Below are 23,678 nucleotides of genomic sequence, written 5' to 3' on the forward strand. Positions count from 1 at the left end.
GTACGCGGAGGCCCGCCGGCACTGCCAGTACCGTCCGCGGTGTCGCGTCCGTCAGGGGCACGACACCGCGCACAGGTCAGCCGTCAGTCGCCGCCATCGGTTGAGCAGCGGCCCCTCAGGCCCGTTGTCGCCTCAGAAAATGACGATCGAGTCGATCTCCCGTCCCGGAAGCTGGCGCCGACCACCGAGGTCGGCCAGCTCCAGGAGCATGCAGATGGCCTCCACCGAGGCACCGGCCTGCTCGATGAGAGAGATGGAGGCGGCGGCGGTCCCTCCGGTGGCCAGGACGTCGTCGATCACGAGGACGCGTAACCCCGGGGTGACGGTCTCAGGACGCAGCTCCATCCGCGCGGTGCCGTACTCCAGGGAGTAGTCCACGCCGATGACCGGACCGGGCAGCTTGCCGCCCTTGCGCACGGTGATCATCCCGATCCCGAGGCTGACCGCCAGGGGAGCCGCCAGGATGAAACCGCGCGACTCCAGACCCGCTACGGCGTCGATCCTGCCGCGGTAGTGGTCGGCGAGCCCCTCGACGAGCTCCGTGAAAGCCTGCCCGTCAGCCAGCAGCGGGGTGATGTCCCGGAAGAGAACCCCGGGCTCGGGGAAGTCGGGAATCTCCCGCAGGTGGTTCATGACCAGTCTGGTCAGCGACTCAGGGACCGTCTCAGAGTGGACCACGGAGCTGGTCATCTGCGCTTCTTCTTCCTCTTGGGCTGTGCCGCCACACCGAGGTGGTGGCCAGGGGTGACGGGCGAGGCGGCCGGGGCCGCGTCAATCTTAGCCAGCTCCTCGACGTCGTCGCCGGCCTCCTCCCGACGCTGCTGACGCGCCGCTGCCACCTTGGCGTCGTGCTCCTTGATGCGCTTCTCGCGTGAGCGCATGTCCACCAGGAGCGGAGTGGCCAGGAAGATCGAGGAGAGCGTTCCGGCGATCATGCCGATGAACAGGGTCAGGGCGATGTCGCGCAGCGTTCCTGCCCCCAGGATGAAGGCGCCGACAACCAGAAGCGAGGCCACCGGCAGCACGCCGACCACGGAGGTGTTGATCGAGCGGATGAAGGTCTGGTTGACCGCGAGGTTCGCGAGTTCCGCGTACGTGGAGCGACTCTGGGACTCGAATCCCTCGGTGTTCTCACGGATCTTGTCGAAGACGACCACCGTGTCGTAGAGCGAGTACCCCAGGATCGTCAGCACACCGATGATCGTGGCCGGGGTGACCTCGAAGCCGGACAGGGCGTAGATGCCCACTGTGACGACGATGTCGTGACACAGGGCCAGCAGGGCGGCCGCCGCCATCTTCCAGGTGCGGAAGTAGGCCCAGATGAGCAGACCCACGAAGATGAAGAACAGGACCAGGCCTCGAGCGGCCTTCTTGGTGACGTCGGACGACCAGGTCGGTCCCACGGTCGTGGCAGACACGTTGGAGGCATCCGTCTTGTAGGCGGTGGCGAGCTCGCCCGCCAGCGAGTCGAGGCGATCCTTGCTCAGCTGGCTGGTCTGGACGCGCACTGAGGACGAGCCCATAGTCGTCACCGACGAGCCGGCCGTCAGGTCATCCTTGGACAGGACGTCATTGGCGGGGCGCTCCGACGGGGAGGACAGGCCCGTCACCGTGATCTCAGAACCGCCCTTGAAGTCGATTCCCGGAGTGAGTCCCACGGCGCCCAGTAGCGCGGCGGAGCCGGCGATGACGACGACGGCGATGAGGTACCAGATCCGTCGCCTTTGAACGAAGGGGATGGACGTCTTGGCCGAGTAGAGCTCGTTACCGAGCGTGGCGAGAGACTTCACTTCGTCTCACCGTCCTTTCCCTTGTCGGCCGCGGCATCGACCGCATCACCCGCCTCCTGCTCAACCGCATCATCGACGATTTCGTCCTCGGCCTCCTCCGCAGCACCATCATCCGGGTTCTCGGCGGCCTTGCGGGCCTCGGCCTTGCGGCGCGCCAGGGATCCGGCGACGCGGTCGGCCACCGCCTCGCGCCCCCTACCGTAGGTAGAGGATGCCGTGGCCCCGAGGTGCTCGGGGTCGAGGCCGGAGAGCCGGTGCCCCTCGCCGAAGAAGCGGAAGCAGACGATCCACTCCATGAACGGATGGGTGAAGAAGATGATGATGGCCAGGTCCACGCAGGTGGTAACGCCCAGGGTGAAGGCGAATCCCTGCACCCCGCCGACGGCGAGGAAGTACAGGACGATCGCGGCCACGAGGTTGACGGCGTCGGAGACGAGGATCGTGCGCCGGGCGTGCTTCCACCCCTCATCGATCGCGGTCTTGAGGGTCCGCCCCTGACGCACCTCATCACGAACGCGTTCGAAGTAGATGATGAAGGAGTCCACCGTGATACCGATGGAGATGATGAGTCCGGCCACGCCCGCCAGGGACAGACGATATCCCATGAGTGAGCTCAGTGCGGCGATGACGAGGTAGGTTCCGGCTGCGGCCACCACCAGCGAGGCCACGGCCACCACCGCCAGACCGCGGTACTGCCAGGCCAGGTAGAGAATGATGAGGCCGAAGCCGATGAGGCCGGCGATGAGGCCGTTGCGCAGCTGCTCGGTTCCCAGTGTGGCGGAGATCTGCTGCTCCGACTGGACCGTGAAGCTCAGCGGCAGCGAGCCGAAGGAGAGCTGGTTGGCCAGTGTGTTGGCCTGATTCTGGTTGAAGCTGCCGGTGATCTGGACCCGTCCGTCGGTGATCGGTGAGTGGACGTCGGAGTTGAAGCCGGAGGCCATGATGGTCAAGCCGTCCAGGACGATGGCGAACTGAGCCTTGGCCTGGCTGTCCTGGTTCTGAGCTCCTTGGGCGCCCTGGGCACCGGCGGCTGCCGCCTGGTCGCGGTAGGCCAGCAGCCGCTTGGACAGCTCGGAGAACTTCTTGGTGCCGTCGGGGTTGAAGGCCAACGAGACGACCCACTTGTTGGTGGTCTGTCCGCGCGAGTCGGTCTCCAGTCCAGAATTGGCGCTCTTGAGCTCGGTGCCGGTGATGTCGGCCGGGCCGAGGATGTAGGCGCCGTGCTGCTGGGAACCGGCGTCCTTGTCCTTGGAGCAGGAGATGACGGCGACCTTGGGATCCTGCGTCTGACCGGTGAGGTTCTTCGGGTCGGAGCAGTCGGTCATGTAGCCGTCGTAGAGGAGCTGCTCGGTGATCCAGGAGTCCGAGGAATTGTCCTGGGAGGTGGCGGGCAGCGGGTCGGAGGAGATGACACCGTCCTGGTTGACGTCCGCCAGCTGCGTGGCGATCTCCTCGGGAGTTCTGGCCTGGGTCGACGGCTGGGCGGTGGGCTCCGGGGTGGCGGCGGGTTGCTCAGCCGAAGCGCCTTCCTGACCTTCCTGGCCGGTTGCCTGCTCGCCCTCGCTGCCCGCGGCGTCCTCGGCCGGCTGAGTCGCCTCCTGGGCGGCATTCGGGTCGGGCTGGGCCTCGGCCTGGGCGGTCGGTTGATCAGTGGGCGCCTGGGTGGCCTCGCCGGAGGGGTTCTGACTGGCGATGTTCTTGGCGGCCTGCTGGGCGCTGCCCGGCAGGATACGAAGGACCGGCCGGAAGTACATGACAGCGGAGGTGCGCACCAGTTCCAGGGTCGCCTGGCTGGGCTTTCCAGGCAGGGACACTACGATATTCTGCCCGCCCTGGCGGGAGATCTGAGCCTCGGAGACGCCGGAGGCGTCCACACGTTGGCGGATCACCTCAATGGCCTGCTCGACATCGTTGTCACTGATCGCCGAGCCGTCGGAGGTCGTAGGCGTCAGGATGATCTGGGTACCGCCTTCGAGGTCAAGAGCCAGGCCCGGCGTCAGCGACGCCTTGTGCCTCATGGTTCCCGCCACGAGAGCACCGAAACCGATGACGATGACGAGGATGAACATCAGGAGGCGGCGCCCTGGCCGCTTTCGCTGCTTGCTGGACACGTGGTCCCTTCCTGGGGTGGGGTGGGTTCGGGTGCATGACCCGACGGCGGGGTGAATGTGGGGAGGGCTGCCGGGCGCCACGGGCTGAGCCGGTCGGGCACTCAGGGCGGTGAGATTGAGCTGCTCAGCAGGGCCGGGGCCCGCTCGGGGCCGCCACAAGTCGTCGATGCGAGGTCGTCAGGTCATCGGGGCACGGAGTCATGATCGATCGTGCTCCCTCAGGACTGCGGCTCGGCCGTGTCCTGCTCGGACTCACGGGCGTCGTCGGCCTGCTCGACGTCGTCCTCGCTGTCCTCACGGCTCTCCTCGTGGGCACCGGCCGAGCCGAAGGGCGGCTCCTCGATGGCGGCGATGGCCCGCTTGCTCCACAGGGTCTCGTCGCCCAGCGGTGTAGCCAGGGTCACCACGTCACCGTCAACCTCCACGACCGTGCCGTAGAAGCCGCCGATCGTGCGCACCCAGTTTCCAGGGACCAGGCCCTTCTCGGTGCGGCGCTGCTGCTCCTCCTGCATCGCGCGCTGCCTACGGCTGACGAACCACATCATCAGGAGCATCCCGATGAGCATGATCCAGAGGAAATAGGACGGCATGGAGGCTTCTCCGTTTCGACTAGGCAGTCTCGGCTGATGCGGACCCATGTCACAGGCCGGCGATGGTGAGTCTAGGACACGTGGGCAAGAGCGCGACCTGCCGCCGGCGAGTGGTCGGGCACAACTGGGTACCAACCGGTCACAAAATGATCACATTACCCGGTGACGGGTCAGGAGAACAATGCCCCGTCCGCGGGCGGTTCAAGCCCCAGGTGGCTGTAGGCCGCCGGCGTGGCTGCGCGTCCCCGCGGAGTGCGCACCACCAGGCCCTCACGCACGAGGTAGGGCTCGGCCACGGTCTCCACCGTCTCGGGCTCCTCCCCCACACTGACCGCCAGCGTCGTCAGCCCCACCGGGCCGCCCCCGAATCGGGTGCACAGTGCCTCGAGCACCTGACGGTCAAGACGATCCAGGCCCAGGGCGTCGACCTCGAAGATATCCAGGGCGCTGCGGGCCGCCGTCAGGTCGAGGCGACCGGGCCGCCCGTGGACCTCCGCCCAGTCCTGAACCCGGCGCAGCAGACGGTTGGCGATACGGGGCGTGCCGCGGGAGCGTGAAGCCAGCTCCCTGGCGGCGTCCGCATCCAGACTCACTCCCAGCAGCCCCGCACTGCGCGTGAGGATCCGGGTGAGCTCGCCCGGGCCGTAGTAGTCCAGGTGGCCGGTGAAGCCGAAGCGGTCTCGCAGCGGGGCGGGCAGCAGCCCCGCACGCGTGGTGGCACCGACAACGGTGAAGGGCGGCAAGGACAGAGGGATGGAGGTGGCGCCCGGCCCCTTTCCGACGACGATGTCGACTCGGAAGTCCTCCATCGCCAAGTAGAGCATCTCCTCGGCGGTACGTGCCAGCCGGTGGATCTCGTCGATGAATAGCACGTCGCCCTCCTCCAAGGAGGACAGGATGGCGGCAAGATCCCCGGCGTGCTGGATGGCGGGGCCCGAGGTCAGGCGCAGGGAGCCCTCCACCTCGGCGGCGATGATCATGGCCAGAGTGGTCTTACCCAGCCCGGGCGGGCCGGACAGCAGGACGTGGTCGGCCGTCACCCCGCGAGCCAGGGCCGAACGCAGGACCACCGAGAGCTGGCCGCGCACCACCTCCTGGCCGGTGAAGTCCTCCAGACGCTTGGGCCGCAGAGCGGCCTCGGCGGCCCGTTCGGTGGCATCAGCCTCACCGCCGACCAGACGCTCGTGGCCATCCTGCCCCGTATCAGCCACGGTTCCCGCCTCCCAGCCACCTCAGTGAGGCCCGCAGCAAGGCCGCCATGTCCGGGTTCTCACCGGCCTCGGCGTAGTCAGCCTCGACGGCGGTCACGGCCTGGCGGGCGCTGGCCTCGTTCCATCCGAGCTGGACCAGGGCGGCGACGACGTCGGCACTGGGCTGCGCACCCTCCGAGAAGGTTTCGACTCCCTTGTCACCGATGGCCTTCGCGGCCGGCATCGCGGTGTCGGCATCGTCCCCGGTGACGGGACCGAGTTTGTCGGCCACATCCAGGATGACGCGCTGGGCTCCCTTGGGACCGAGCCCGGGAACCCGGGTGAGGGCGGCGACGTCCTGGGAGGCGATGGCGCGCCGGAGCATGTTGGGGGTGTGGACGGCCAGCATCGCCAGCGCCAGCTTGGCTCCGACACCCTTGGCGCTCATGAGGGTGCGGAAGCTGTCCCGCTCATCGACGTCGGTGAATCCGAACAGCGTCAGTGAGTCCTCTCGGACAACCAGCTCGGTGTGAACGAGAACCTCCTCACCAATCCGCAGGCCCGACAGTGTGGTGGGCGTGGCCTGAATGCTCATGCCGACACCACCTGTCTCGATGACGGCACCGGTCAGGCCGACACTGAGAACAGTGCCGCGCAGCGAGGCGATCATGGGCAGCTTCTCCTGGAGTACTCAGTGAGTCGATGAGCCGAGCGGGCTCATACGGACACGGGTAGGATCGAACAACTGTTCGGATCCTAACAGCCCGTGGTTGTCAGCGCAGTCAGCGCCGCACCCGCCGCGGGTCGACGGCACCGGTGCGCCGGGCCGCGGCCTGGGCGGCGGCCCACTGGCGCTGGGCGGGGGTGCGGGCGGAGACGCGCACCGCTCCCCCGGCCGAAACCATCTCGGTGGCGTCATCCGTCCCCGTTCCACCACCGCGCCAGCCGTGACAGATCGCCTGGGCGAGCGCATCGGCGGCATCGGCCGGCCGGGGCGGGGCATCCAGACCGAGAACGCGGGTCACCATGGCCTGGACCTGGGTCTTGTCCGCGGTCCCTGAGCCGGTCACGGCGGCCTTGGCCTCACTGGGCGTGTGCTGAGCCACCTCCAGACCGGAGCGCGCAGCGGTGGCCATCGCAGTGCCCATGACCTGGGCGACGCCGATGACGGAGCGCAGGTTGTCCTGAGCGAAGACCCGCTCGATGGAGACCACTGAGGGGCCCAGGCGGGCGATCCAGTCCTCGATGGTCTCGGTGATGGTCAGCAGCCGCAGCTCGGGGCTCTGCGACGGTGGGGTCCGCACGACACCGACCTCCACCAGGCGGACCTGGCGACGAGGATCGATGTCCACGCACCCCAGGCCGCAACGGGTCAGCCCGGGGTCGATACCGAGGACCCGTTGCTGGGCGACGACGGCATGAGCCGAGCGCGGCCGGGGACCTGAAGCGCCCAGGAGCTCAGTCCTCGTCGGTGGCGAACTCGGCGGCCACCTCGGGGCTGAGGTCCACGGAGGTGTAGACGTTCTGGACGTCGTCGGAGTCCTCCAGGGCGTCGATGAGACGGAAGACCTTGCGCGCACCGTCAACGTCGACCTCGACCTTGGTTCCGGCGACGAACTGGACCTCGGCGGAGTCGTAGTCCATCCCGGCCTCCGTCAGAGCGGTGCGCACGGCGACGATGTCACCGGGCTCGGAGTAGATCTCGAAGGACTCCCCCATATCCTCGACCTCCTCGGCACCGGCGTCCAGAACGGCCATGAGGATGGAGTCCTCGTCCACGCCGTCGGTCTTGGCCACCTCGACGACGCCCTTGCGGGTGAAGTTGTAGGCCACCGAGCCGGGATCGGCCAGGTTGCCGCCGTTGCGGGAGAAGGCCACGCGCACGTCGGATGCGGCCCGGTTGCGGTTGTCGGTGAGGCACTCGACGAGGAAGGCGACGCCGCCGGGGCCGTAGCCCTCGTACATGATGGTCTGCCAGTCGGCGCCGCCAGCCTCCTCACCGCTGCCGCGCTTGACGGCGCGGGTGATGTTGTCCGCCGGGACGGAGTTCTTCTTGGCCTTCTGGATGGCGTCGAACAGGGTGGGGTTGCCGGTCGGGTCACCGCCACCGGTGCGAGCGGCAACCTCGATGTTCTTGATAAGGCGCGCGAAGAGCTTGCCGCGCTTGGCGTCAATGGCGGCCTTCTTGTGCTTGGTGGTGGCCCACTTGGAGTGACCCGACATATGTGCTCCTTGGGAGTCGAGGATGGGGGCGCAGCCAGGCGGTACTCAGGCCCGGCGCGTCACCATGGAGACGAAGACGTCGTGGACCCGGTGGTCGCCCCCCACCTCCGGGTGGAAGGACGTGGCGAGCAGGGCCCCATGACGAACTGCGACGATCCTACCGCCGTCGACCCCGCTGACCCCAGCCGCACGTCCTGTGCGGGTCGTGGCGAGGATCTCGACACCGGGCCCCACGGACTCCACCCAGGGAGCCCGGATGAAGACGGCGTGCAACGGCCGGTCCTTGCCCGCTCCCAGACCCGGGGCGATGAGGTCCTCCTCGTAGGAGTCCACCTGGCGGCCGAAGGCGTTGCGGCGCACGGTCATATCGATCCCACCCAGAAGGGCCTGGCCCTCCTCCGCCCCTTCGACGCGGTCGGCCAGCAAGATCATCCCGGCACACGATCCGTAGGCGGGCAGGCCTGCTGCGATGAGCTCACGCAGAGGCAGGAGCATGTCGAAGGAGGTCAGCAACGTGCTCATCGTCGTCGACTCTCCGCCGGGGATCACCAGACCGTCGAGCCGGTCACCAGGAGCATCGCCCAGGTCGGTGGCGCGGCGTACGGCGACGGGGCGTGCGCCGGCCGCCTCGAGGGCCAGGGAGTGCTCGCGTACGTCGCCCTGGAGCGCCAGGATACCGATCGTGAGGCGGGAGTCGGTCGACACGGTTGCGGGGAAGAGCGCCCGGGGGTGGCGCGCATCCATCATTTGAGCACGCTGATAGGCGGGGTTCGGGCTAGTCATGGGTGTCCTCGGAGGTCGGTGCGGGCGGCTGGTGGGCCGTGAGCTCAGCCAGGACCTCGGCATCCACTGGGTCGGTGAGGTCGAGCGGCTCGCCGCTCCAGCCGGCGGCGAGCTCCAGCGCGAGCCCCGGCAGACTTACCGGGTAGATCTCCTGGCCCCGTTCCTGGGCGACTCGCAGGTCATGGGGGCTCCACCAGGCAATGGAGTCGACGACGTCGCGTTCCAGGTCGGTCCAGCCCTCCTTCGCCACAGGACACCTGGCCGGAAGGCGCAGGAGGTAGAAGATCTCGTCCTGACGGCAGGCTACGGAGGCGAAGCGGAAGAGCGCCTCCCGGTGGGCGACGGGCCCCTCGAGGTCGGCGGGGGCGACGTCGATCCCGGACTCCTCAGCCAGTTCGCGCACGGCACCGGCACGCGGGTCCTCCCCGGGGCGGAGGCCTCCTCCTGGGGTGAAGACCCAGCTGTGATTCGGATCGGCGGCGTCGTGCCCCACCAGGAGCAGCATGTCTCCCCGCCGGGTGACGACCAGGACCCGCGCCGCCGTTCTGAAGGGCAGGCCGTCGCGGCCCAGAACCCACTCCGAGGAGTCGAGGTGCCGGTCCCAGTTCTCGGGAACCAGCACCGGGTGGCGTCCCTCGGCCGGGTAGTCCGAGGAGCCACCGCCAACGCGACCAGGACCGTCCGGGGAGCCGGTCACCAGCCGCGTTCCGCCAGGCGGTGGGGCTCGGGGATCTCGTCGACATTGATCCCGACCATGGCCTCACCCAGACCGCGTGAGACCTCGGCGATGACGTCGGGGGCATCGAACTGGGCGGTGGCACGCACGATGGCGGCGGCGCGCTTGGCGGGGTCACCGGACTTGAAGATGCCCGAGCCCACGAACACGCCCTCAGCGCCCATCTGCATCATCATGGCGGCGTCGGCCGGCGTGGCGATGCCGCCGGCGGTGAACAGGACGACGGGCAGGTGGCCGGTGCGGGCGACCTCGGCGACGAGCTCATAGGGCGCGGCGAGCTCCTTGGCGGCCACGTAGAGCTCGTCCTCGGGAAGCGAGGTCAGGCGGCGGATCTCGTCACGGATCGTGCGCATGTGGGTTACCGCGTTAGAGACGTCCCCGGTGCCCGCCTCGCCCTTGGAGCGGATCATGGCCGCGCCCTCGGTGATGCGGCGCAACGCCTCTCCCAGGTTGGTGGCTCCGCAGACGAAGGGGACCGTGAAGGACTGCTTGTCGATGTGGTGGGCATAGTCGGCCGGGGTAAGGACCTCTGATTCGTCGATGTAGTCCACGCCGAGGCTCTGGAGGACCTGGGCCTCCACGAAGTGACCGATGCGGGCCTTGGCCATGACCGGGATGGAGACCGCCTCGAGGATGCCGGTGATGAGGTCGGGGTCGCTCATACGGGCCACGCCTCCCTGGGCGCGGATGTCGGCGGGGACGCGCTCGAGGGCCATCACGGCAACGGCGCCCGCGTCCTGGGCGATGCGGGCCTGCTCGGGCGTGACGACGTCCATGATGACGCCGCCTTTGAGCATGTCCGCCATGCCACGCTTGACGGTGAGGGTACCGGTGCTGGGAGTGCTCTGCTCTGTGCTCAATGGTGGTCCTCGGTCCGTGGGCCGTCGTTCGAATCCACGCCGGGACGACGTCGACGGCACCGTGAAAAGATGCTGACAAGACGCATGCTACTCCTCAGCTCGCGGACGGCTCGACGTGCTCGCGCTGTGAGACCCGAACCGCCCGCGAGTGTCTGCGCCTGCCAACGCCCACGGGCTCCGGGAGGTTCTCACTCGGTTCCTACACGGTTCCGATGAAGGTGCGGCGCGCCGATGTGATGCGGTCGAGCAGTTCGGTCTCCCTGTCGGAGAAATCGGCCTGGGCGTGGCCGTCCACGGCCTGCTGACGCAGCTGTGCGAGCTCTGCCGCCCCCTTCTGGAAGGCAGTCATCGCGTACACCGCCTGCTGTCCCCGGGTGGCGGCCCACCGCTTGCCCGCTTTCCGTCCACCGCCGGTGGTGAGCATCTGGACCTCGGCCGGAGCGAACCAGCCGGCGCGGGCGTAGTCGTCCAGGCGGCTTCGCATCGTCATCCGCTCGGCCCAGCGCAGCCATGCCACGATCCCCATGCAGATGATGAAGACCGGAAGATCCACCAGGAGGAACATGACCAGAGGGCTTCCAGCGGAAGCGATGACGCCATTCCAGATGGCATGGAGGATGATGGCGCAGACCAGGCCGATGGGGGTCATCCAGACCCAGGCCGCCGTCGAACGACGCCGCGAGGACACGCCGATGGCCAGGCCCGTGCAGGCGGTGAATGTCACGTGCGCGAAGGGAGAGAACACGCCCCTGACGATGAAGATGCTGGTGATGGAGTCCCAGTACCTGATGAAGTAGCCGATGTTCTCGGCGAAGGCGAAGCCCGCGGCCACGACGGCGGCGTAGACGATCCCGTCGACGGCCCCGTTGAAGGTGCGTCTCCAGATGAGGAAGATGACAAGGACACCAAGCCCTTTGGTGGTCTCCTCGATCAGCGGTGCCGAGACCACTGCGGAGATCTGAAAGGCCCCCTCCAGACTGAGTGTCGACTCGGCCGCGGCATAGAGCACGGTGGTGTTGACCAGCATGGAGACGGCGGTGGCGACGCCGGCTCCCCACAGGAAGGCGATGACGAGGGTGGGCAGTGGCTCGGGCTCCCAACGGTCGATCCAGAACACGACGACGAGTACCAGCCCCAGAGGGATGAGGGCCAGAGCGATCGTTGTGAAAAGCACGGAGGAGTCCGAGGCTGACAAGGAGGCGATCCAGATGACGACGATCATGAGAGCGGCCCCGACGAACGCGAGCACCAGACGCGCGATGAGCTCACCCGTTCTTCTCCGGGAGTGGGGACCCGGCCGGGTCCAGGCCGGAGCCGCCTGCTGCGGGGCCTGTCCCGTCTGGACGAAGGGGGCGGTCTCCCGGTGAATCTGGTAACGCTGGCCCGTTCCGGGAAGCGGACTGGGGTCGGTGGCGGTCTGGGGCAGTGCGTTGGAGCGCTGGTACCCGGGGCGGGGCGCCCAGGGGCTGGGAGTCGTACTCATTGGTTCACCTCAGTTGCACCTAGTCTCTTGGGCAGGTTGCGCCTCAGGGGTGGTGTCGTCGTCGGCGTCGAAGGTCTGGGGCACAGGAGCGTGCCCGGCCAGGTGGAAGACTCTCACGAGCAGCCGTCCTCTGAGCGCCTGGGCCTCGCTGACGTGGGTGTTGTGGAACCTGCGGGCCAGCACCAGGCGGGAGCAGGCCCGATCCAGGCGGTTGAGGGCCGGAACGCTCAACGGGTCCTCGGACAGGTCGCGTCGAGCAGACTCGGAGACCACTGTACGGAGTACCCGACTGAGGTCGGACTCGATAAGCGCCCGGCTGCGGCTGGTTGGCATGGCGTCTACTGCTGCGGTGTCGAGACGAGGAGAGGTGTCCAGGCCGTCGTCGACGATGGGCCCCTCGGCGTCCAGCGCCTCACGGGCCGCCCGACTGAGCAGCAGGCTGGATGCCGGGTCCAGAGCGCGGGCAGTGGCCAGATCCGCCGCTGCCTCGGCTCGATGAGCGAGCTGGGCCTCAAGGGTGGCTCGCGATCCCAGGACCTGTCGGTGCAGCCGGTCCACCCTCACGGCCCTGGCGTACAGGGCCCACCCGATGGCCGCGGCCAGCCCGACAAGCATCACGACGACACTCCACACCGGCACCATCGTGGCAGGCGCCGCGGAGCTCTGTACCGGGAAGGACGCGGTTGCGCCTATACGGAGACCAATCGCTTCGGTCACGGCTGTCGTCATAGAAAACTCCTCGCCACTTCTGCAATCAGCTGCTAGTCGTCCAGGGCGTCGCGCAGTCGGCCCAGCATCGTGCGGGACCCGGGCGCCGGTGCCACCCGGGTATGAGCGGTGGACAGGGCCATGTCGTAGACGTCGAGCACCTCATCGGTGACCGCGGACCAGTCGTAGCGTCCCACGACCTGGGAGGCCGCCTTCTGGCGGACCTGAGCCGCAGGGACGTCCCGCAGCGTGTCGATGATGACTCGAGCCAGGTCGCCGCCGTCCTCGTTGCGGAACAGCGCTCCGTAACGTCCTTCGCCGAGCACGTCCGAGAACGCCTTGAGGTCGGAGGCGACGACCCGGGTGCCTGCGGCCATGGCCTCCACCAGGACGATGCCGAAGGACTCTCCGCCGGTCTGCGGAGCCACGTAGCAGGTGGCCGAGGCCAGCATGGAGGCCTTGTCCTCATCGCTGACGCCCCCCAGGAAGACCACGGAGTCTCCGAAGCGCGCGAGCTCGTCGCGGATATCCTGGGCCTGGCCGCGACCGGCGATGAGGAAGCGTGCCTCCGACACGGACTCCAGCACGGCGGGAATGGCGTCGGCGAGGACCCGCAGCCCCTTGCGAGGCTCATCGAGGCGTCCCAGGAAGGAGATGGTGGGTGCCTCGTCCGTTCCCCGGAAGCGGGGGTCGTCCCTGGACGCACTGGCGAAGGGAGCGACGTTGACCCCGTTGGGAATGACGACGGCGTCACCGCCGTGATACTGAATGAGAGTGCGGCGCGCCTCCTCCGAGACAGCGATACGGGCGGAGAGCTTCTCCATGAGCGGCACCGTCGCCGGGCTCAGCAGCTCACGTGCCAGTGAACGGTCCATGGCGGCGTGGAAGGTGCCCACCACCGGGCCGGTGGCGGCCTGGAGGGTCAGCATCCCCACGCTGGGGGTGATGGGCTCGTGGATGTGAAGGATGTCGAAGTCCCCGGCCTCCAGCCAGCGCCGGGCCCGCCGAGCCACGAGCGCACCAAAGTTCAGCCGCGCCACCGAGCCGTTGTAGGGGATGGCGATGGAGTCCCCGGCGCTGGTCACCCAGTCCGGCAGCACAGTGCCCTGGGAGGCCGGTGCGAGGACCTGAACCTCGTGTCCGCGCCGGAAGAGCTCATCGGCCAGGTCCATGACGTGGACCTGGACGCCTCCGTGCGCGTCGAAGGAGTACGGGCAGACGATGCCGACCCTCATGCGTCCTCCTTCTGCGTGTGACCGTTCTGCTGCTCGCGGGCGTGGCTACGGGCCAGGCGCTCCCGATCCAGGTCTGCATCGAAGACCGGCTGGAGCATGTGCCAGTCCTGGGCGTGCTCGGCGATCAACGGCTCCAGCTCGGCGACCCAGGCGCGAGTGTGCGCGACGACCCGCTCGTGTCCCTCCAGGTTCTGCGGCTGCGGAACCTTGCGTGCGGTCAGGACCAGTCCCCACGGTGATCCTGCCCGACGACGTCGCTCGCCCGTGAGAGGTTCATAGTGGATCGACGCAGCGTAAAGAGGACGGCCCAGACGCTGGGCGATCGCAGCGGGCCCGGCAGCCACCCGTGCGGTGGCGCTGCCCAGCGTGACGGTGATCCCGGCCGAGGACAGGTCCCGGTCGGCCAGAAGGGCGACGACGTAGTGCCCCCGGCTCGCCGTCTCCAGCAGGCGGTCGAAGACCTTCTCCCCGTGGGCCTGGCCGATGATTCGCATGCCCAACCCCTCACGGAAGGAGACGAACTGCTCGAAGAGGTCATCGGGCTTGAGACGCTCGGCCACAGTCAGGACGGTGGCGAGCTCACGGCAGGCCCAGGCTCCGATGAGGTCCCAGTTGCCCATGTGCGGCAACGCCATGACAACGCTGCCTACGCGCACGTCCTCGTGCAGCCGTGGGTCGACGTCGGCACGCACACGCGCAAGGACCTGGTCCGGCGTGATGCCGGGCAGGGCGAAGGCCTCGTAGAAGTAGCGCATGTAGGAGCGCATCCCTGCCCGTGCGCTCCGGCGCAGTGCTCGCAGCGGCGTACCCGAAGGAAGGAGGCGGGACAGGTTACGCTCGAGCTGTCCTACACCGGTGGTGGCGCGTCTCAGGCGGTGCCAGGCCCACAGGACGTCAGCGACGGTGTGCGCCAGGCCGTAGCCCACGGAGGTGGGCAGATGACGTGTGCCGTGCCAGGCCACACGGTAGGCGTCGGATACCCGGGGCAGTCGCAGTCTCATGCAGTCGCTCCTTCCGACCGAGTCTGCCGGTAGGTCTGCTGGTAGACGGTCCACACACGTTGAACCACGGTGATGAAGGAGGCAATCGCCACATAGACCAGTGCGATGGTGAGCACCCACTGGGACGCTCCCAGGCCCACGATGAAGGTGGCGCCGAGCGCCACGATGAGCCGGTCGGTGCGCTCGGCGATCCCTACATTGGCGGTGGCGCCGATGGACTCGGCCCGGGCGCGGGCGTAAGGGACGGTGGCGGCGAGAATCATGCCCGCCAGAGCGGCCACGACCGTCACCGTCCGGAGCGCGCCAACGGACATGGACAGTGCGGCCCACGCAGCCAATGATCCCAGGACGGCGCCGTCGGCCAGACGGTCCATCGTGGAGTCCAGGAAAGCCCCGAAGACCGAGCTCGTACCGGTGGCTCGGGCCAGGATGCCGTCGAAGGAGTCCGCTACGAGCACTACGAGGAGAACGAGAGGCCCGGCCACGAAGTGCCCCTGCGGCAGCAGGGTGACTGCCGCTGTCACCGTCAGAACCGTCCCGGCGACGGTGAGCATGTTGGGACTCACCCCGAGCCGCCCCAGCGCCAGGGCGGGGCGGGTGAACAGGGCCCTGGTCAGACCGCGACCGTGGTTTCCGAGCACGGGGTATCAGTCCCCAGGCTCCTGGAGATGGTCCGCCCAGGCCGAGGCGAGCATGTCGCGCTGCTCACCAAGCAGCTGGGGCACGGGCTTGGTGCGCCCGATGATCGGCATGAAGTTCGCGTCCCCCTTCCAGCGCGGCACGATGTGCTGGTGGAGGTGGGCGGCGATCCCTGCGCCGGCGACCTCACCCTGGTTCATACCCAGGTTGAAGCCGTGCGGGTGACTCACCGAACGTACGACGCTCATGGCCGTGGCCGTCAGCTCACTGATCTCCACCCGCTCGGCCGCTGTGGCCTCGGTCAAGTCGGAGATGTGGCGGTAGGGGCACACGAGCAGGTGGCCGGTGTTGTAGGGGTAGAGGTTCATGATGACGTAGCTGGTCTCACCCCGATAGACGATGAGCGACTCCTCGTCGCTGCGAGCCGGCCCCGTGCAGAAGGGGCACTGGGCGGGGGTGTCGTCAGAGGGCTTGTTCTGCCCCCCGATGTAGGCCATGCGGTGCGGGGTCCACAGGCGCTGGAAGGCCTGCGGAGCGCCCTCGTGGTAGAAGGGCGCCTCCACCGTAACCCCCTCACCAGCGGTGCCGCCGCCAGGAAGGTCATTGTTCGTCTCCGCAGTCACATCCTCAGTCACTGTGCAGCTTCTCCCCCGCCGGGTCGTTGATACGGGCGTCGATGACGCTGACGATATGCGCCACCGCCTCCTTGACGGCAACACCGTTGGTCTGCTCGCCGTCACGGAAGCGGAAGGAGACGGCTCCGGCCTCGGCGTCCTCCCCACCGGCGATGAGGGTGAAGGGGATCTTGTCCTTGGAGGCGTTGCGGATCTTCTTGCCGAAGCGGTCGTCGGAGTGGTCCACCTCGACGCGCACCCCTTGAGCGCGCAGCTGGGCGGCGACGTCGTCGACGTAGTCGTCGAAGGCCTCGGCCACGGGAATGAGCCGGACCTGCACCGGGGAGAGCCAGGTGGGGAAGGCGCCTGCGTAGTGCTCAGTGAGTACCCCGATGAAGCGCTCCACGCTGCCCAGCTTGGCCGAGTGGATCATGATGGGGCGCTGGTGGGTGCCGTCAGCGGCCGTGTACTCCAGGTCGAAGCGCTCGGGCTGGTTGAAGTCGTACTGGATGGTGGACATCTGCCAGGTTCGGCCGATGGCGTCCTTGACCTGAACGGAGACCTTGGGGCCGTAGAAGGCCGCGCCGCCGGGGTCCGGGACGACCTCGAGCCCGGAGGCGTCGCAGGCGTCCTGAAGGGCCCGGGTGGCGGCGGCCCAGTCCGCGTCGGAGCCGATGAACTTGTCCTTCTTGGCTCCGTCCTCGTCGCGGGTGGACAGCTCGAGGTAGAAGTCGGTCAGTCCGAAGGCCTTGAGGATGGACAGGAAGAAGTCGATCTGGGCGCGGATCTCCTCACCAGCCTGCTCAGGGGTGCAGTAGGTGTGGGAGTCGTCCTGGGTGAAGCCGCGCATACGGGTCAGTCCGTGGACGACGCCGGACTTCTCGTAACGGTAATCGTGGCCCATCTCGAAGAAGCGCAACGGCAGCTCGCGGTAGGAACGGCCCCGGGAGCGGAAGATGAGGTTGTGCATCGGACAGTTCATGGCCTTGAGGTAGTACTCCTGGCCTGCCTTGGTGATGTTGCCCTGTCCGTCGCGCTCCTCGTCGGCGAGCATGGGTGGGAACATGGTGTCGGCGTAGTAGGGCAGATGGCCCGAGGTGTGGAACAGTCCGCCCTTGGAGATCTCGGGGGTGTGGACGAAGTCGAAGCCGTAGTCCTGGTGGCGGTCGACGACGTACTGCTCGATCTGGTGGCGCAGCATGGCCCCCTTGGGGTGGAAGACCACCAGGCCGGGGCCGATCTCCTCGGGGAAGGAGTAGAGGTCGAGCTCGGCGCCGAGCTTGCGGTGGTCGCGCTTGGCGGCCTCAGCCAGACGGGTCTGATAGGCCTTGAGGTCGTCCTTGCTGGCCCAGGCGGTGCCGTAGATGCGCTGGAGGGAGTCGCCGGACTGGTCTCCCTTCCAGTAGGCCGACGACGACTTGGTCAGCGCGAAGCCCTGTCCGATGAGACGGGTGGAGGGCAGGTGGGGGCCGCGGCACAGGTCGGTCCAGGCGACGCTGCCGTCGCGTCGGACGTTGTCGTACATGGTCAGCCCGCCGGCGCCGACCTCCACCGAGGCGCCCTCGGCGCCCGCGCCCTTGGTGGTGATGAGCTCGAGCTTGTAGGGCTGGTCCGCCAGCTCCTCACGCCCCTGGGCCTCGGTGATGTCGCGGCGCACAAAGCGCTGCCCCTCCTTGACGATGTGCTTCATGCGCTTCTCGATCTCGCGCAGCATCTCGGGGGTGACGGCGTCGATGGCGCCGAAGTCGTAGTAGAAGCCGTCGGTGATGAAGGGGCCGATGCCGAGGTTGACCTGCGGGAACATCTCCTGAACGGCCTGCGCCATGACGTGGGTGGCGCTGTGGCGCAGGATGTTGAGGCCGTCCTCGCTGGCCAGGGTGATGGGCTCGACGACGGCGCCCGCCGGGACCTGGCGGTCCAGGTCCCAGGGCTCACCGTTGACGCGCATCGCGACGACACCGCCCTTCTTGACGGAGTCCTGCAGCAGGAGCGTTCCCGTGGTGCCCGTCTCGATGGTGCGCGGTACGCCATCGAGGGTGATGTTGATCGTGGGCTGGTCTGACACGGGCTCGTCTCCTCTGCATCGGTGTGGGGCGCTGCACTGGTGCACCCCGGTTCGGCCGCGAGTCTACGTCCTGACCCCGCGAGCTCAGTCCTGCCGTGAGCCACGCCGCGCGCGCAGTGCGTCACGCAGGCGCTTGGCGGTGGACATCCCGGAGTAGATGAACCGGGAGACCGGGACGTCCCAGGCTCCGTCGACCTCGGTAACGTGCTGGGCGTAGCGCTTCTTGTACTGCCCTACGGTGTAGAGCGAGGGGACTCTGGTGGAGCCGGCCCCCATGAGGTCCAGACCGCGGTAGCCCTCCTGGGCCAGAGTGCAGGCGGCCCACCAGTCCAGGGCCTCGGCCCCGCGGAAGGTGCGCGACTCATTGGAGGAGGCGCCGTAGTAGGCCACGGAGTCCTTGCCCGAGGTGAGGATGAGGTCCCAGGCATGGGGGACACCGTCCTTGCGCAGGACGAACAGGCGGGCGTTCTTCTCCCCCAGGGCCGTCAGCATGGTCCAGTAGACCTCGGCGTCGTGGGGCTTGAAGCCGTCGCGCTCGGCGGTCTCGCGCAGGACCTCGTAGACCTTGTCGAACTCCTCGCGGCTCAGACCGGTCTCGTCGCTGATGGTGCAGCCGGCCTCCCGGGCCACGCGCTCGGCGCGCTTGACCGCGCGGCGGCCGTCCTTGGGCATGACCGCGGCCATCTTCTCCGGCGTCCTGGGCACCAGGTCGATGACGTAGGTGCGGTCGTAGGTGATGGTGGACAGCAGCTCGCGCAGGTCGGTGTCGCGGTAGCGGGCGTGCATGCGGATGAAGCGCACGGAGCGGTCTCGCTCCTTGACCACTGAGCGCAGCAGGCGGCGCAGGTGGGCCTCACGCTCGGGCGACTGCTCCTTGAGCCAGACCGGGCCGTGCTTGGCCCACAGGAAGGTCTGGCCGCCCATCTCGTAGCGGTACAGGGCGATGGCGGCCACCGGCTTGCCCTCGTCCTCGTAGAGGTAGCGCCCCCACAGCGGACGCCCCATGGCCTCCTCGAAGCGCTCCCAGGCCTCGGTCTGCTCGACCGGGAAGGGGCTGTTACCCACCGCCAGGCGCATCTCGCGCCCATCGACACGGCGTAGGGTCTCGGAGCGGTCCGAGGTGGAGTGCACCGGCTCGGGGTGCGTGGGCCGAGAGGCCTGAGGCCTGTCAGTTTCGGCGGTCTTGGCAACCTTGTCGGTCTTCTCGACCTTCTGTCCCTTCTCCTTCGGCCGAGTCGCCTGAGCCTTCTCGGCGTCCTCAACCGCCTCAGCTTTCTGGGGCCTGTCGGCGGTGGCCTCGGAAGCGGTATCCGTGGCGCCGTCCGTCGCGGTCTGAGGGGCCTCGGGGGTCTGTGCGGCAGTATCGGTCGTGGCGTCGGGGGTGGTGCTGTCGGGCATGTTCTCGTTCTCGGGCATTCAGCGGGACCTGTCGACTCGTTGCGGATAGTTGCGGGCGAACTTGCGGTAGTGGTTGAGGCGCTGGAGCTCGATCGTGACGCGCCGGCGAAGCGAGTGCTCAGCAGGGTCGCGCAGCGGGTCGATGCCCCGCCCCAGGGTCTTGGCCCTGCGGCGCAGCACCTCATCGGACACATAGCGTGCGATGACGCCGTCGGGAACCAGGGAGTAGAGGACCTGCCGGGTCACCTCGGTGGGCTCGTCGCGCTGGTCCAGGACCAGGTCCTTGAGCATGACGGCCATGGGATTGGCGCCGGCGGCGGTCAGGTAGAAGGAATTGCGACCGATACGGGGATTGACCTCGAAGAAGAGCTCACGTCCGTCACGGGGATCCACCTTGATGTCGAGGTTGGCGAATCCGCGGTATCCGGCGTGGCGCAGCAGACGGCTCGTGGCGTCCCACAGGTCGGGGAAGGCCTCGGTGATCATGGCGACCGGGTTGCCGATCATGGTGGGTGCATGGTCCTGAAGAAGGACGCGCGCCGAGCCGATAAGACGCAGCTCGCCGGTGGAGTCCATGTAGGCGGTCACCGAGCGCATGGCGGTGTCGTCACCGGGGATGCACTCCTGAACCAGGAAGGTGGAGCGGTAGCCGGCGTCCTTCAGGCTCCTCCACATGCCTGCCAGCTCGGCGGCGTCGTCGATAAACCAGATCTTGCGCTTGCCAGGGAAGGAGATGCGGTCGTAGTCGGCGCCGATGGCGGCCTTGGCCACGAGCGGGAACTCCATGCCGAGTTCGGAGGCGGAGGTCGGAGGCTCGCAGTCGGGGTCAGCCAGGTCGACGACGACCTCCCGGGGCGTAAGGACCCCCACCTCGGCGCACAGGCGGGAGAAGGAGGCCTTGTCGCTGACGGCGTCGAGCACGTCGATGTCCGGGAAGGGCAGGACATAGGCGGGTTCGAGCTCGTCCCGGTGAGCGGAGACCATGGCCGCAGCGGCGTCGGTGTTGGCCATGAGCACGGCGCTGCGGGGCTCGCGCCCCTCGGCCAGACGCTGCAGCAGCGCGATCGTCCTCTCCGGCGGCGCACCGGCCGCCTGGTGGACGACGGTGATGTAGGAGGACTCGGAGATCGCCACAATCGGGTCCGAGGCCACGATCGTCACCGGGGTTCCGGTGACCTCGTGGAGCTGCCGCGCCAGGGCGTAGGCGCCGATATCGCCACCGAGGACCACGGGCAGCAGGTGCCTGAAGCGTTCCGTCATAACCATCCGTTTCTTGCCGCAGGGACCGACTCCTCCCCAGATGGTAGAGCACGCTGGAACGCCTCGTTCCCGACCATCGTGGAAACATCACGACCCGAACACACGGCCGACCCCGACCACTGCCGCCACACTCCTGGAATCCAGCAGGATTCCAGGCAATTCCCCCATGGCTCAGCGATGAGATCGCAGTTCTCGGTGACACATACCACCCGGCACTCCCCTCGACGACGAGCCGTCGGAACACACGATCCACCAGCATGAAAAAAGCCCGGAGCGCTGAGCTCCGAGCCGGTCTCTTCTCGATTCTGGTGGGCGATACTGGGATCGAACCAGTGACCTCTTCCGTGTCAGGGAAGCGCGCTCCCGCTGCGCCAATCGCCCGAGCGGATGACGGGACTCGAACCCGCGACCCTCACCTTGGCAAGGTGATGCTCTACCAACTGAGCCACATCCGCGTGACACCCTTGTGGGGTGCGGGAAGAAAGTTAGCAGAGGTATCCGTCGGAGGCAAAACTGGTCCGACCTCGATCCTTCATGAGGTGTCTCACGCTCCAGCCAGCTCCTCTCACGACCATAGGAGGCGCAGAGGACATGGGGCGACGCGAGGTGACATGAGGATGGCTCGGCAGGGGCGGGGCGGGCCCTGTGCGGCGGTTCGACGTGACATGTCTTTCTCCCACACGCCTGTCTTCACACTTCAGTCGTGGCAGGGTAGTCCCCATGACCACGCCGACGACACCGATGCCTCAGGACACTCAGGAATCTCAGGAAGCCCCGCAGCGCCAGATCTGGCCCGGCCACCCCTATCCGCTCGGGGCGACCTACGACGGCTCAGGAACCAACTTCGCTCTCTACTCCTCGGCGGCCAGCGGCGTCGACCTGTGCCTGTTCGACGAGGAGGGCCACGAGGAGCGGGTGACTCTCAAGGAGGTCGACGGCGACGTCTGGCACGCCTATCTTCCCGGGATCTCGCCGGGCCAGAAGTACGGCTACCGGGTGGCCGGCCCCTACGACCCGGCCTCTGGCCATCGTTGCGACCCCTCCAAGCTGCTGCTGGACCCCTACGCCAAGGCGATATCCGGCGAGGTGACGCCCTCCCAGACCCTGTACTCCTACTCCTTCGACAACCCGGAGGTACGCAACGAGGAGGACTCGGCAGGGCACACGATGCGCTCCGTGGTCATCAACCCCTACTTCGACTGGGGCCACGACCGCCCCCCGGCGCACGAGTACCACGAGACGATCATCTACGAGGCCCACGTCAAGGGCATGACCCAGCTGCACCCGCTGGTTCCCGAGAACCTGCGAGGCACCTACGCCGGCCTGTCTCAGCCCGCCGTCATTGATCATCTCAAGAGCCTGGGCGTCACCGCCATCGAGCTCATGCCGGTCCACCAGTTCGTCAATGACACCCACCTGCAGGAGAAGGGGCTGTCGAACTACTGGGGCTACAACACGATCGGCTTCTTCGCCCCGCACAACACCTACGCCGCCTACGGGGCCGAGGGCGAGCAGGTCCAGGAGTTCAAGTCCATGGTCAAGGCCTTCCACGAGGCAGGCATCGAGGTCATCCTGGACGTCGTCTACAACCACACGGCCGAGGGCAACCACCTGGGCCCCACCCTGTCCTTCCGCGGTATCGACAACAGCTCCTACTACCGGCTCGTCGACGGCTCGGCCACCCACTACTTCGACACCACCGGCACCGGTAACTCGCTGCTCATGCGGTCCCCGGCGGTCCTCCAGCTCATCATGGACTCGCTGCGCTACTGGGTCACCGAGATGCATGTCGACGGGTTCCGCTTCGACCTGGCCTCCACGCTGGCCCGTCAGTTCCACGAGGTCGACAAGCTCAGCGCCTTCTTCGACATCATCCACCAGGACCCGGTGCTCTCCCAGGTCAAGCTCATCGCCGAGCCCTGGGACGTGGGTGACGGCGGCTACAACGTCGGCGGATTCCCGGCGCTGTGGAGTGAGTGGAACGGGAAGTACCGAGACACCGTGCGCGACTTCTGGCGCGGAGAGCCCTCCACGCTGGGCGAGTTCGCCTCCCGTATCACTGGCTCCTCCGACCTCTACCAGCACGCCGGGCGCACGCCGGTGGCCAGCATTAACTTCGTCACCGCCCACGACGGCTTCACGATGCACGACCTGGTCTCCTACAACGAGAAGCACAACGAGGCCAACCTCGAGGGCAACGCCGACGGCGACAACAACAACCGCTCCTGGAACTGCGGCGCCGAGGGGCCCACCGAGGACCCGACGATCATCGAGCTGCGCCACCGCCAGACCCGCAACTTCCTAGCCACCATCCTGTTCAGTCAGGGCGTCCCCATGATCTGTCACGGCGACGAGCTGGGACGGACCCAGGGAGGCAACAACAACGCCTACTGCCAGGACAACGAGATCTCCTGGATCAACTGGGACCTCGATGAGCAGGACAAGGACCTGCTGGAGTTCACCCGTACCATCATGTGGCTACGTCGCGATCACCCGGTGCTGCGGCGTCGGCGCTTCTTCACCGGCGACGCCGGTCACGGCGGCGAGAGTGAGCTCGGCGAGATCGAGTGGCTCACTCCTGCCGGAGAGTCCATGACCGATCAGGACTGGACCACCTGGTACGCCCGAGCCATGATGGTCTTCCTCAACGGGGAGGCCATCGCCGAGCCTGATGAGCGGGGCCAGAGGATCGTGGACAGCTCCTTCCTCGTGCTCATCAACGCCTCTGACGAGGACATCACCTTCACCCTCCCGGGCGAGGGCTACTCCCCCACCTGGAAGGTCGCCCTGGACACGGCACCCGCGGTGGACGGCGACTCCGACCCAGTTCTCGCCGCGGACGAGACCGTCGTGGTCGAGGCCCGCTCGATGCTCTTCCTTACCGACGCTCCCGAGTCAGACGCCACAACGGAGCGGCTCCAGCGGTAGGAACCCGAGGCAGGCCGACGCACAACCGAACACGCACAGGCAACAGCGCACCGCCCGACGTAGA

At 67.7% G+C, this 23,678-nt stretch carries 21 protein-coding genes and 2 tRNA genes; 1 reads left to right on the top strand and 22 read right to left on the bottom strand.

Features of this window, described 5'->3' with window-relative positions; all coding sequences use genetic code 11:
• Positions 1-132: 132 nt before the first annotated feature.
• The 22 genes from HMPREF9056_RS05120 to HMPREF9056_RS05225 form a co-directional block, all read right to left on the bottom strand.
• Entirely contained in the window at positions 133-690 is a 558-nt protein-coding gene (locus tag HMPREF9056_RS05120) for an adenine phosphoribosyltransferase (RefSeq protein WP_009403460.1), read from the bottom strand.
• Entirely contained in the window at positions 687-1,790 is a 1,104-nt protein-coding gene (gene secF / locus HMPREF9056_RS05125; protein ID WP_009403461.1) for a protein translocase subunit SecF, read from the bottom strand. Before secF ends, HMPREF9056_RS05120 begins: the two co-directional genes overlap by 4 nt.
• Entirely contained in the window at positions 1,787-3,901 is a 2,115-nt protein-coding gene (gene secD / locus HMPREF9056_RS05130; protein WP_034513910.1) for a protein translocase subunit SecD, read from the bottom strand. Before secD ends, secF begins: the two co-directional genes overlap by 4 nt.
• 218 nt (positions 3,902-4,119) lie before the next feature.
• Complete coding sequence (gene yajC, locus HMPREF9056_RS05135) at positions 4,120-4,491, bottom strand: preprotein translocase subunit YajC (protein WP_009403464.1); 372 nt, start codon at positions 4,489-4,491, stop codon at positions 4,120-4,122.
• A 170-nt stretch (positions 4,492-4,661) separates the two neighbouring features.
• The gene (gene ruvB / locus HMPREF9056_RS05140) at positions 4,662-5,702 is read right to left on the bottom strand and encodes a Holliday junction branch migration DNA helicase RuvB (RefSeq protein WP_009403465.1); all 1,041 of its coding nucleotides are present in this window, start codon (positions 5,700-5,702) and stop codon (positions 4,662-4,664) included.
• Positions 5,695-6,351, bottom strand: coding sequence for a Holliday junction branch migration protein RuvA (gene ruvA / locus HMPREF9056_RS05145; protein ID WP_009403466.1), 657 nt, complete (start codon positions 6,349-6,351; stop codon positions 5,695-5,697). Before ruvA ends, ruvB begins: the two co-directional genes overlap by 8 nt.
• Before the next feature lie 112 nt (positions 6,352-6,463).
• A complete protein-coding gene (locus HMPREF9056_RS05150) occupies positions 6,464-7,069 on the bottom strand; it encodes a crossover junction endodeoxyribonuclease RuvC (RefSeq protein ID WP_087942194.1) in 606 nt (201 codons plus the stop codon).
• Between the two features lie 70 nt (positions 7,070-7,139).
• A complete protein-coding gene (locus HMPREF9056_RS05155) occupies positions 7,140-7,904 on the bottom strand; it encodes a YebC/PmpR family DNA-binding transcriptional regulator (RefSeq protein ID WP_009403468.1) in 765 nt (254 codons plus the stop codon).
• 45 nt (positions 7,905-7,949) lie between these two features.
• On the bottom strand, positions 7,950-8,648 hold the full coding sequence (gene pdxT, locus HMPREF9056_RS05160) for a pyridoxal 5'-phosphate synthase glutaminase subunit PdxT (RefSeq protein WP_253269946.1): 699 nt from the start codon (positions 8,646-8,648) through the stop codon (positions 7,950-7,952).
• A 31-nt stretch (positions 8,649-8,679) separates the two neighbouring features.
• A complete protein-coding gene (locus tag HMPREF9056_RS05165; RefSeq protein WP_253269945.1) occupies positions 8,680-9,384 on the bottom strand; it encodes an NUDIX hydrolase in 705 nt (234 codons plus the stop codon).
• A complete protein-coding gene (gene pdxS / locus HMPREF9056_RS05170) occupies positions 9,381-10,283 on the bottom strand; it encodes a pyridoxal 5'-phosphate synthase lyase subunit PdxS (RefSeq protein WP_034513914.1) in 903 nt (300 codons plus the stop codon). Before pdxS ends, HMPREF9056_RS05165 begins: the two co-directional genes overlap by 4 nt.
• Positions 10,284-10,482: 199 nt before the next feature.
• Positions 10,483-11,766 carry a PrsW family intramembrane metalloprotease gene (locus tag HMPREF9056_RS05175; RefSeq protein ID WP_009403472.1) on the bottom strand — a complete coding sequence of 428 codons (1,284 nt, stop codon included), beginning with the start codon at positions 11,764-11,766 and terminating at the stop codon, positions 10,483-10,485.
• 9 nt (positions 11,767-11,775) lie between these two features.
• Entirely contained in the window at positions 11,776-12,495 is a 720-nt protein-coding gene (locus HMPREF9056_RS05180) for a hypothetical protein (protein WP_009403474.1), read from the bottom strand.
• Positions 12,496-12,527: 32 nt separating this feature from the next.
• Complete coding sequence (locus HMPREF9056_RS05185; RefSeq protein ID WP_009403475.1) at positions 12,528-13,709, bottom strand: glycosyltransferase family 4 protein; 1,182 nt, start codon at positions 13,707-13,709, stop codon at positions 12,528-12,530.
• Positions 13,706-14,710 (bottom strand): phosphatidylinositol mannoside acyltransferase, encoded by a 1,005-nt coding sequence (locus HMPREF9056_RS05190; protein ID WP_034513916.1) that lies wholly within the window; start codon positions 14,708-14,710, stop codon positions 13,706-13,708. Before HMPREF9056_RS05190 ends, HMPREF9056_RS05185 begins: the two co-directional genes overlap by 4 nt.
• A complete protein-coding gene (gene pgsA / locus HMPREF9056_RS05195) occupies positions 14,707-15,351 on the bottom strand; it encodes a phosphatidylinositol phosphate synthase (RefSeq protein ID WP_009403479.1) in 645 nt (214 codons plus the stop codon). Before pgsA ends, HMPREF9056_RS05190 begins: the two co-directional genes overlap by 4 nt.
• Positions 15,352-15,357: 6 nt before the next feature.
• On the bottom strand, positions 15,358-15,984 hold the full coding sequence (locus HMPREF9056_RS05200) for an HIT domain-containing protein (RefSeq protein WP_009403481.1): 627 nt from the start codon (positions 15,982-15,984) through the stop codon (positions 15,358-15,360).
• The gene (thrS, locus tag HMPREF9056_RS05205) at positions 15,977-18,028 is read right to left on the bottom strand and encodes a threonine--tRNA ligase (RefSeq protein WP_009403483.1); all 2,052 of its coding nucleotides are present in this window, start codon (positions 18,026-18,028) and stop codon (positions 15,977-15,979) included. The genes HMPREF9056_RS05200 and thrS overlap by 8 nt, the downstream gene beginning before the upstream one ends.
• 84 nt (positions 18,029-18,112) lie before the next feature.
• Positions 18,113-19,444 (bottom strand): GNAT family N-acetyltransferase, encoded by a 1,332-nt coding sequence (locus HMPREF9056_RS05210; protein WP_009403484.1) that lies wholly within the window; start codon positions 19,442-19,444, stop codon positions 18,113-18,115.
• Positions 19,445-20,686 (bottom strand): carboxylate--amine ligase, encoded by a 1,242-nt coding sequence (locus HMPREF9056_RS05215; RefSeq protein ID WP_034513918.1) that lies wholly within the window; start codon positions 20,684-20,686, stop codon positions 19,445-19,447.
• Positions 20,687-20,992: 306 nt separating this feature from the next.
• Positions 20,993-21,067: transfer RNA gene (locus HMPREF9056_RS05220), tRNA-Val, on the bottom strand.
• Position 21,068: 1 nt separating this feature from the next.
• Positions 21,069-21,141: transfer RNA gene (locus HMPREF9056_RS05225), tRNA-Gly, on the bottom strand.
• A gap of 265 nt (positions 21,142-21,406) precedes the next feature.
• On the opposite strand from HMPREF9056_RS05225, the gene glgX reads away from it, so the two are divergent.
• Positions 21,407-23,614 (top strand): glycogen debranching protein GlgX, encoded by a 2,208-nt coding sequence (gene glgX / locus HMPREF9056_RS05230; protein WP_009403491.1) that lies wholly within the window; start codon positions 21,407-21,409, stop codon positions 23,612-23,614.
• Positions 23,615-23,678: the final 64 nt, after the last annotated feature.

It is taken from the genome of Actinomyces sp. oral taxon 170 str. F0386, from assembly GCF_000195595.1.
In the GTDB taxonomy this organism is placed as follows: Bacteria; Actinomycetota; Actinomycetes; order Actinomycetales; family Actinomycetaceae; genus Actinomyces.

What these genes read in the sequence shown, in the direction of transcription:
- HMPREF9056_RS05215 (WP_034513918.1), bottom strand. Translation starts at nt 20,686, where the DNA reads ATGACGGAACGCTTCAGGCACCTGCTGCCCGTGGTCCTCGGTGGCGAT.
- HMPREF9056_RS05185 (WP_009403475.1), bottom strand. Translation starts at nt 13,709, where the DNA reads ATGAGGGTCGGCATCGTCTGCCCGTACTCCTTCGACGCGCACGGAGGC.
- ruvA (WP_009403466.1), bottom strand. Translation starts at nt 6,351, where the DNA reads ATGATCGCCTCGCTGCGCGGCACTGTTCTCAGTGTCGGCCTGACCGGT.
- HMPREF9056_RS05190 (WP_034513916.1), bottom strand. Translation starts at nt 14,710, where the DNA reads ATGAGACTGCGACTGCCCCGGGTATCCGACGCCTACCGTGTGGCCTGG.
- HMPREF9056_RS05210 (WP_009403484.1), bottom strand. Translation starts at nt 19,444, where the DNA reads ATGCCCGAGAACGAGAACATGCCCGACAGCACCACCCCCGACGCCACG.
- pdxT (WP_253269946.1), bottom strand. Translation starts at nt 8,648, where the DNA reads ATGGATGCGCGCCACCCCCGGGCGCTCTTCCCCGCAACCGTGTCGACC.
- HMPREF9056_RS05180 (WP_009403474.1), bottom strand. Translation starts at nt 12,495, where the DNA reads ATGACGACAGCCGTGACCGAAGCGATTGGTCTCCGTATAGGCGCAACC.
- HMPREF9056_RS05120 (WP_009403460.1), bottom strand. Translation starts at nt 690, where the DNA reads ATGACCAGCTCCGTGGTCCACTCTGAGACGGTCCCTGAGTCGCTGACC.
- HMPREF9056_RS05175 (WP_009403472.1), bottom strand. Translation starts at nt 11,766, where the DNA reads ATGAGTACGACTCCCAGCCCCTGGGCGCCCCGCCCCGGGTACCAGCGC.
- glgX (WP_009403491.1), top strand. Translation starts at nt 21,407, where the DNA reads ATGACCACGCCGACGACACCGATGCCTCAGGACACTCAGGAATCTCAG.
- HMPREF9056_RS05155 (WP_009403468.1), bottom strand. Translation starts at nt 7,904, where the DNA reads ATGTCGGGTCACTCCAAGTGGGCCACCACCAAGCACAAGAAGGCCGCC.
- yajC (WP_009403464.1), bottom strand. Translation starts at nt 4,491, where the DNA reads ATGCCGTCCTATTTCCTCTGGATCATGCTCATCGGGATGCTCCTGATG.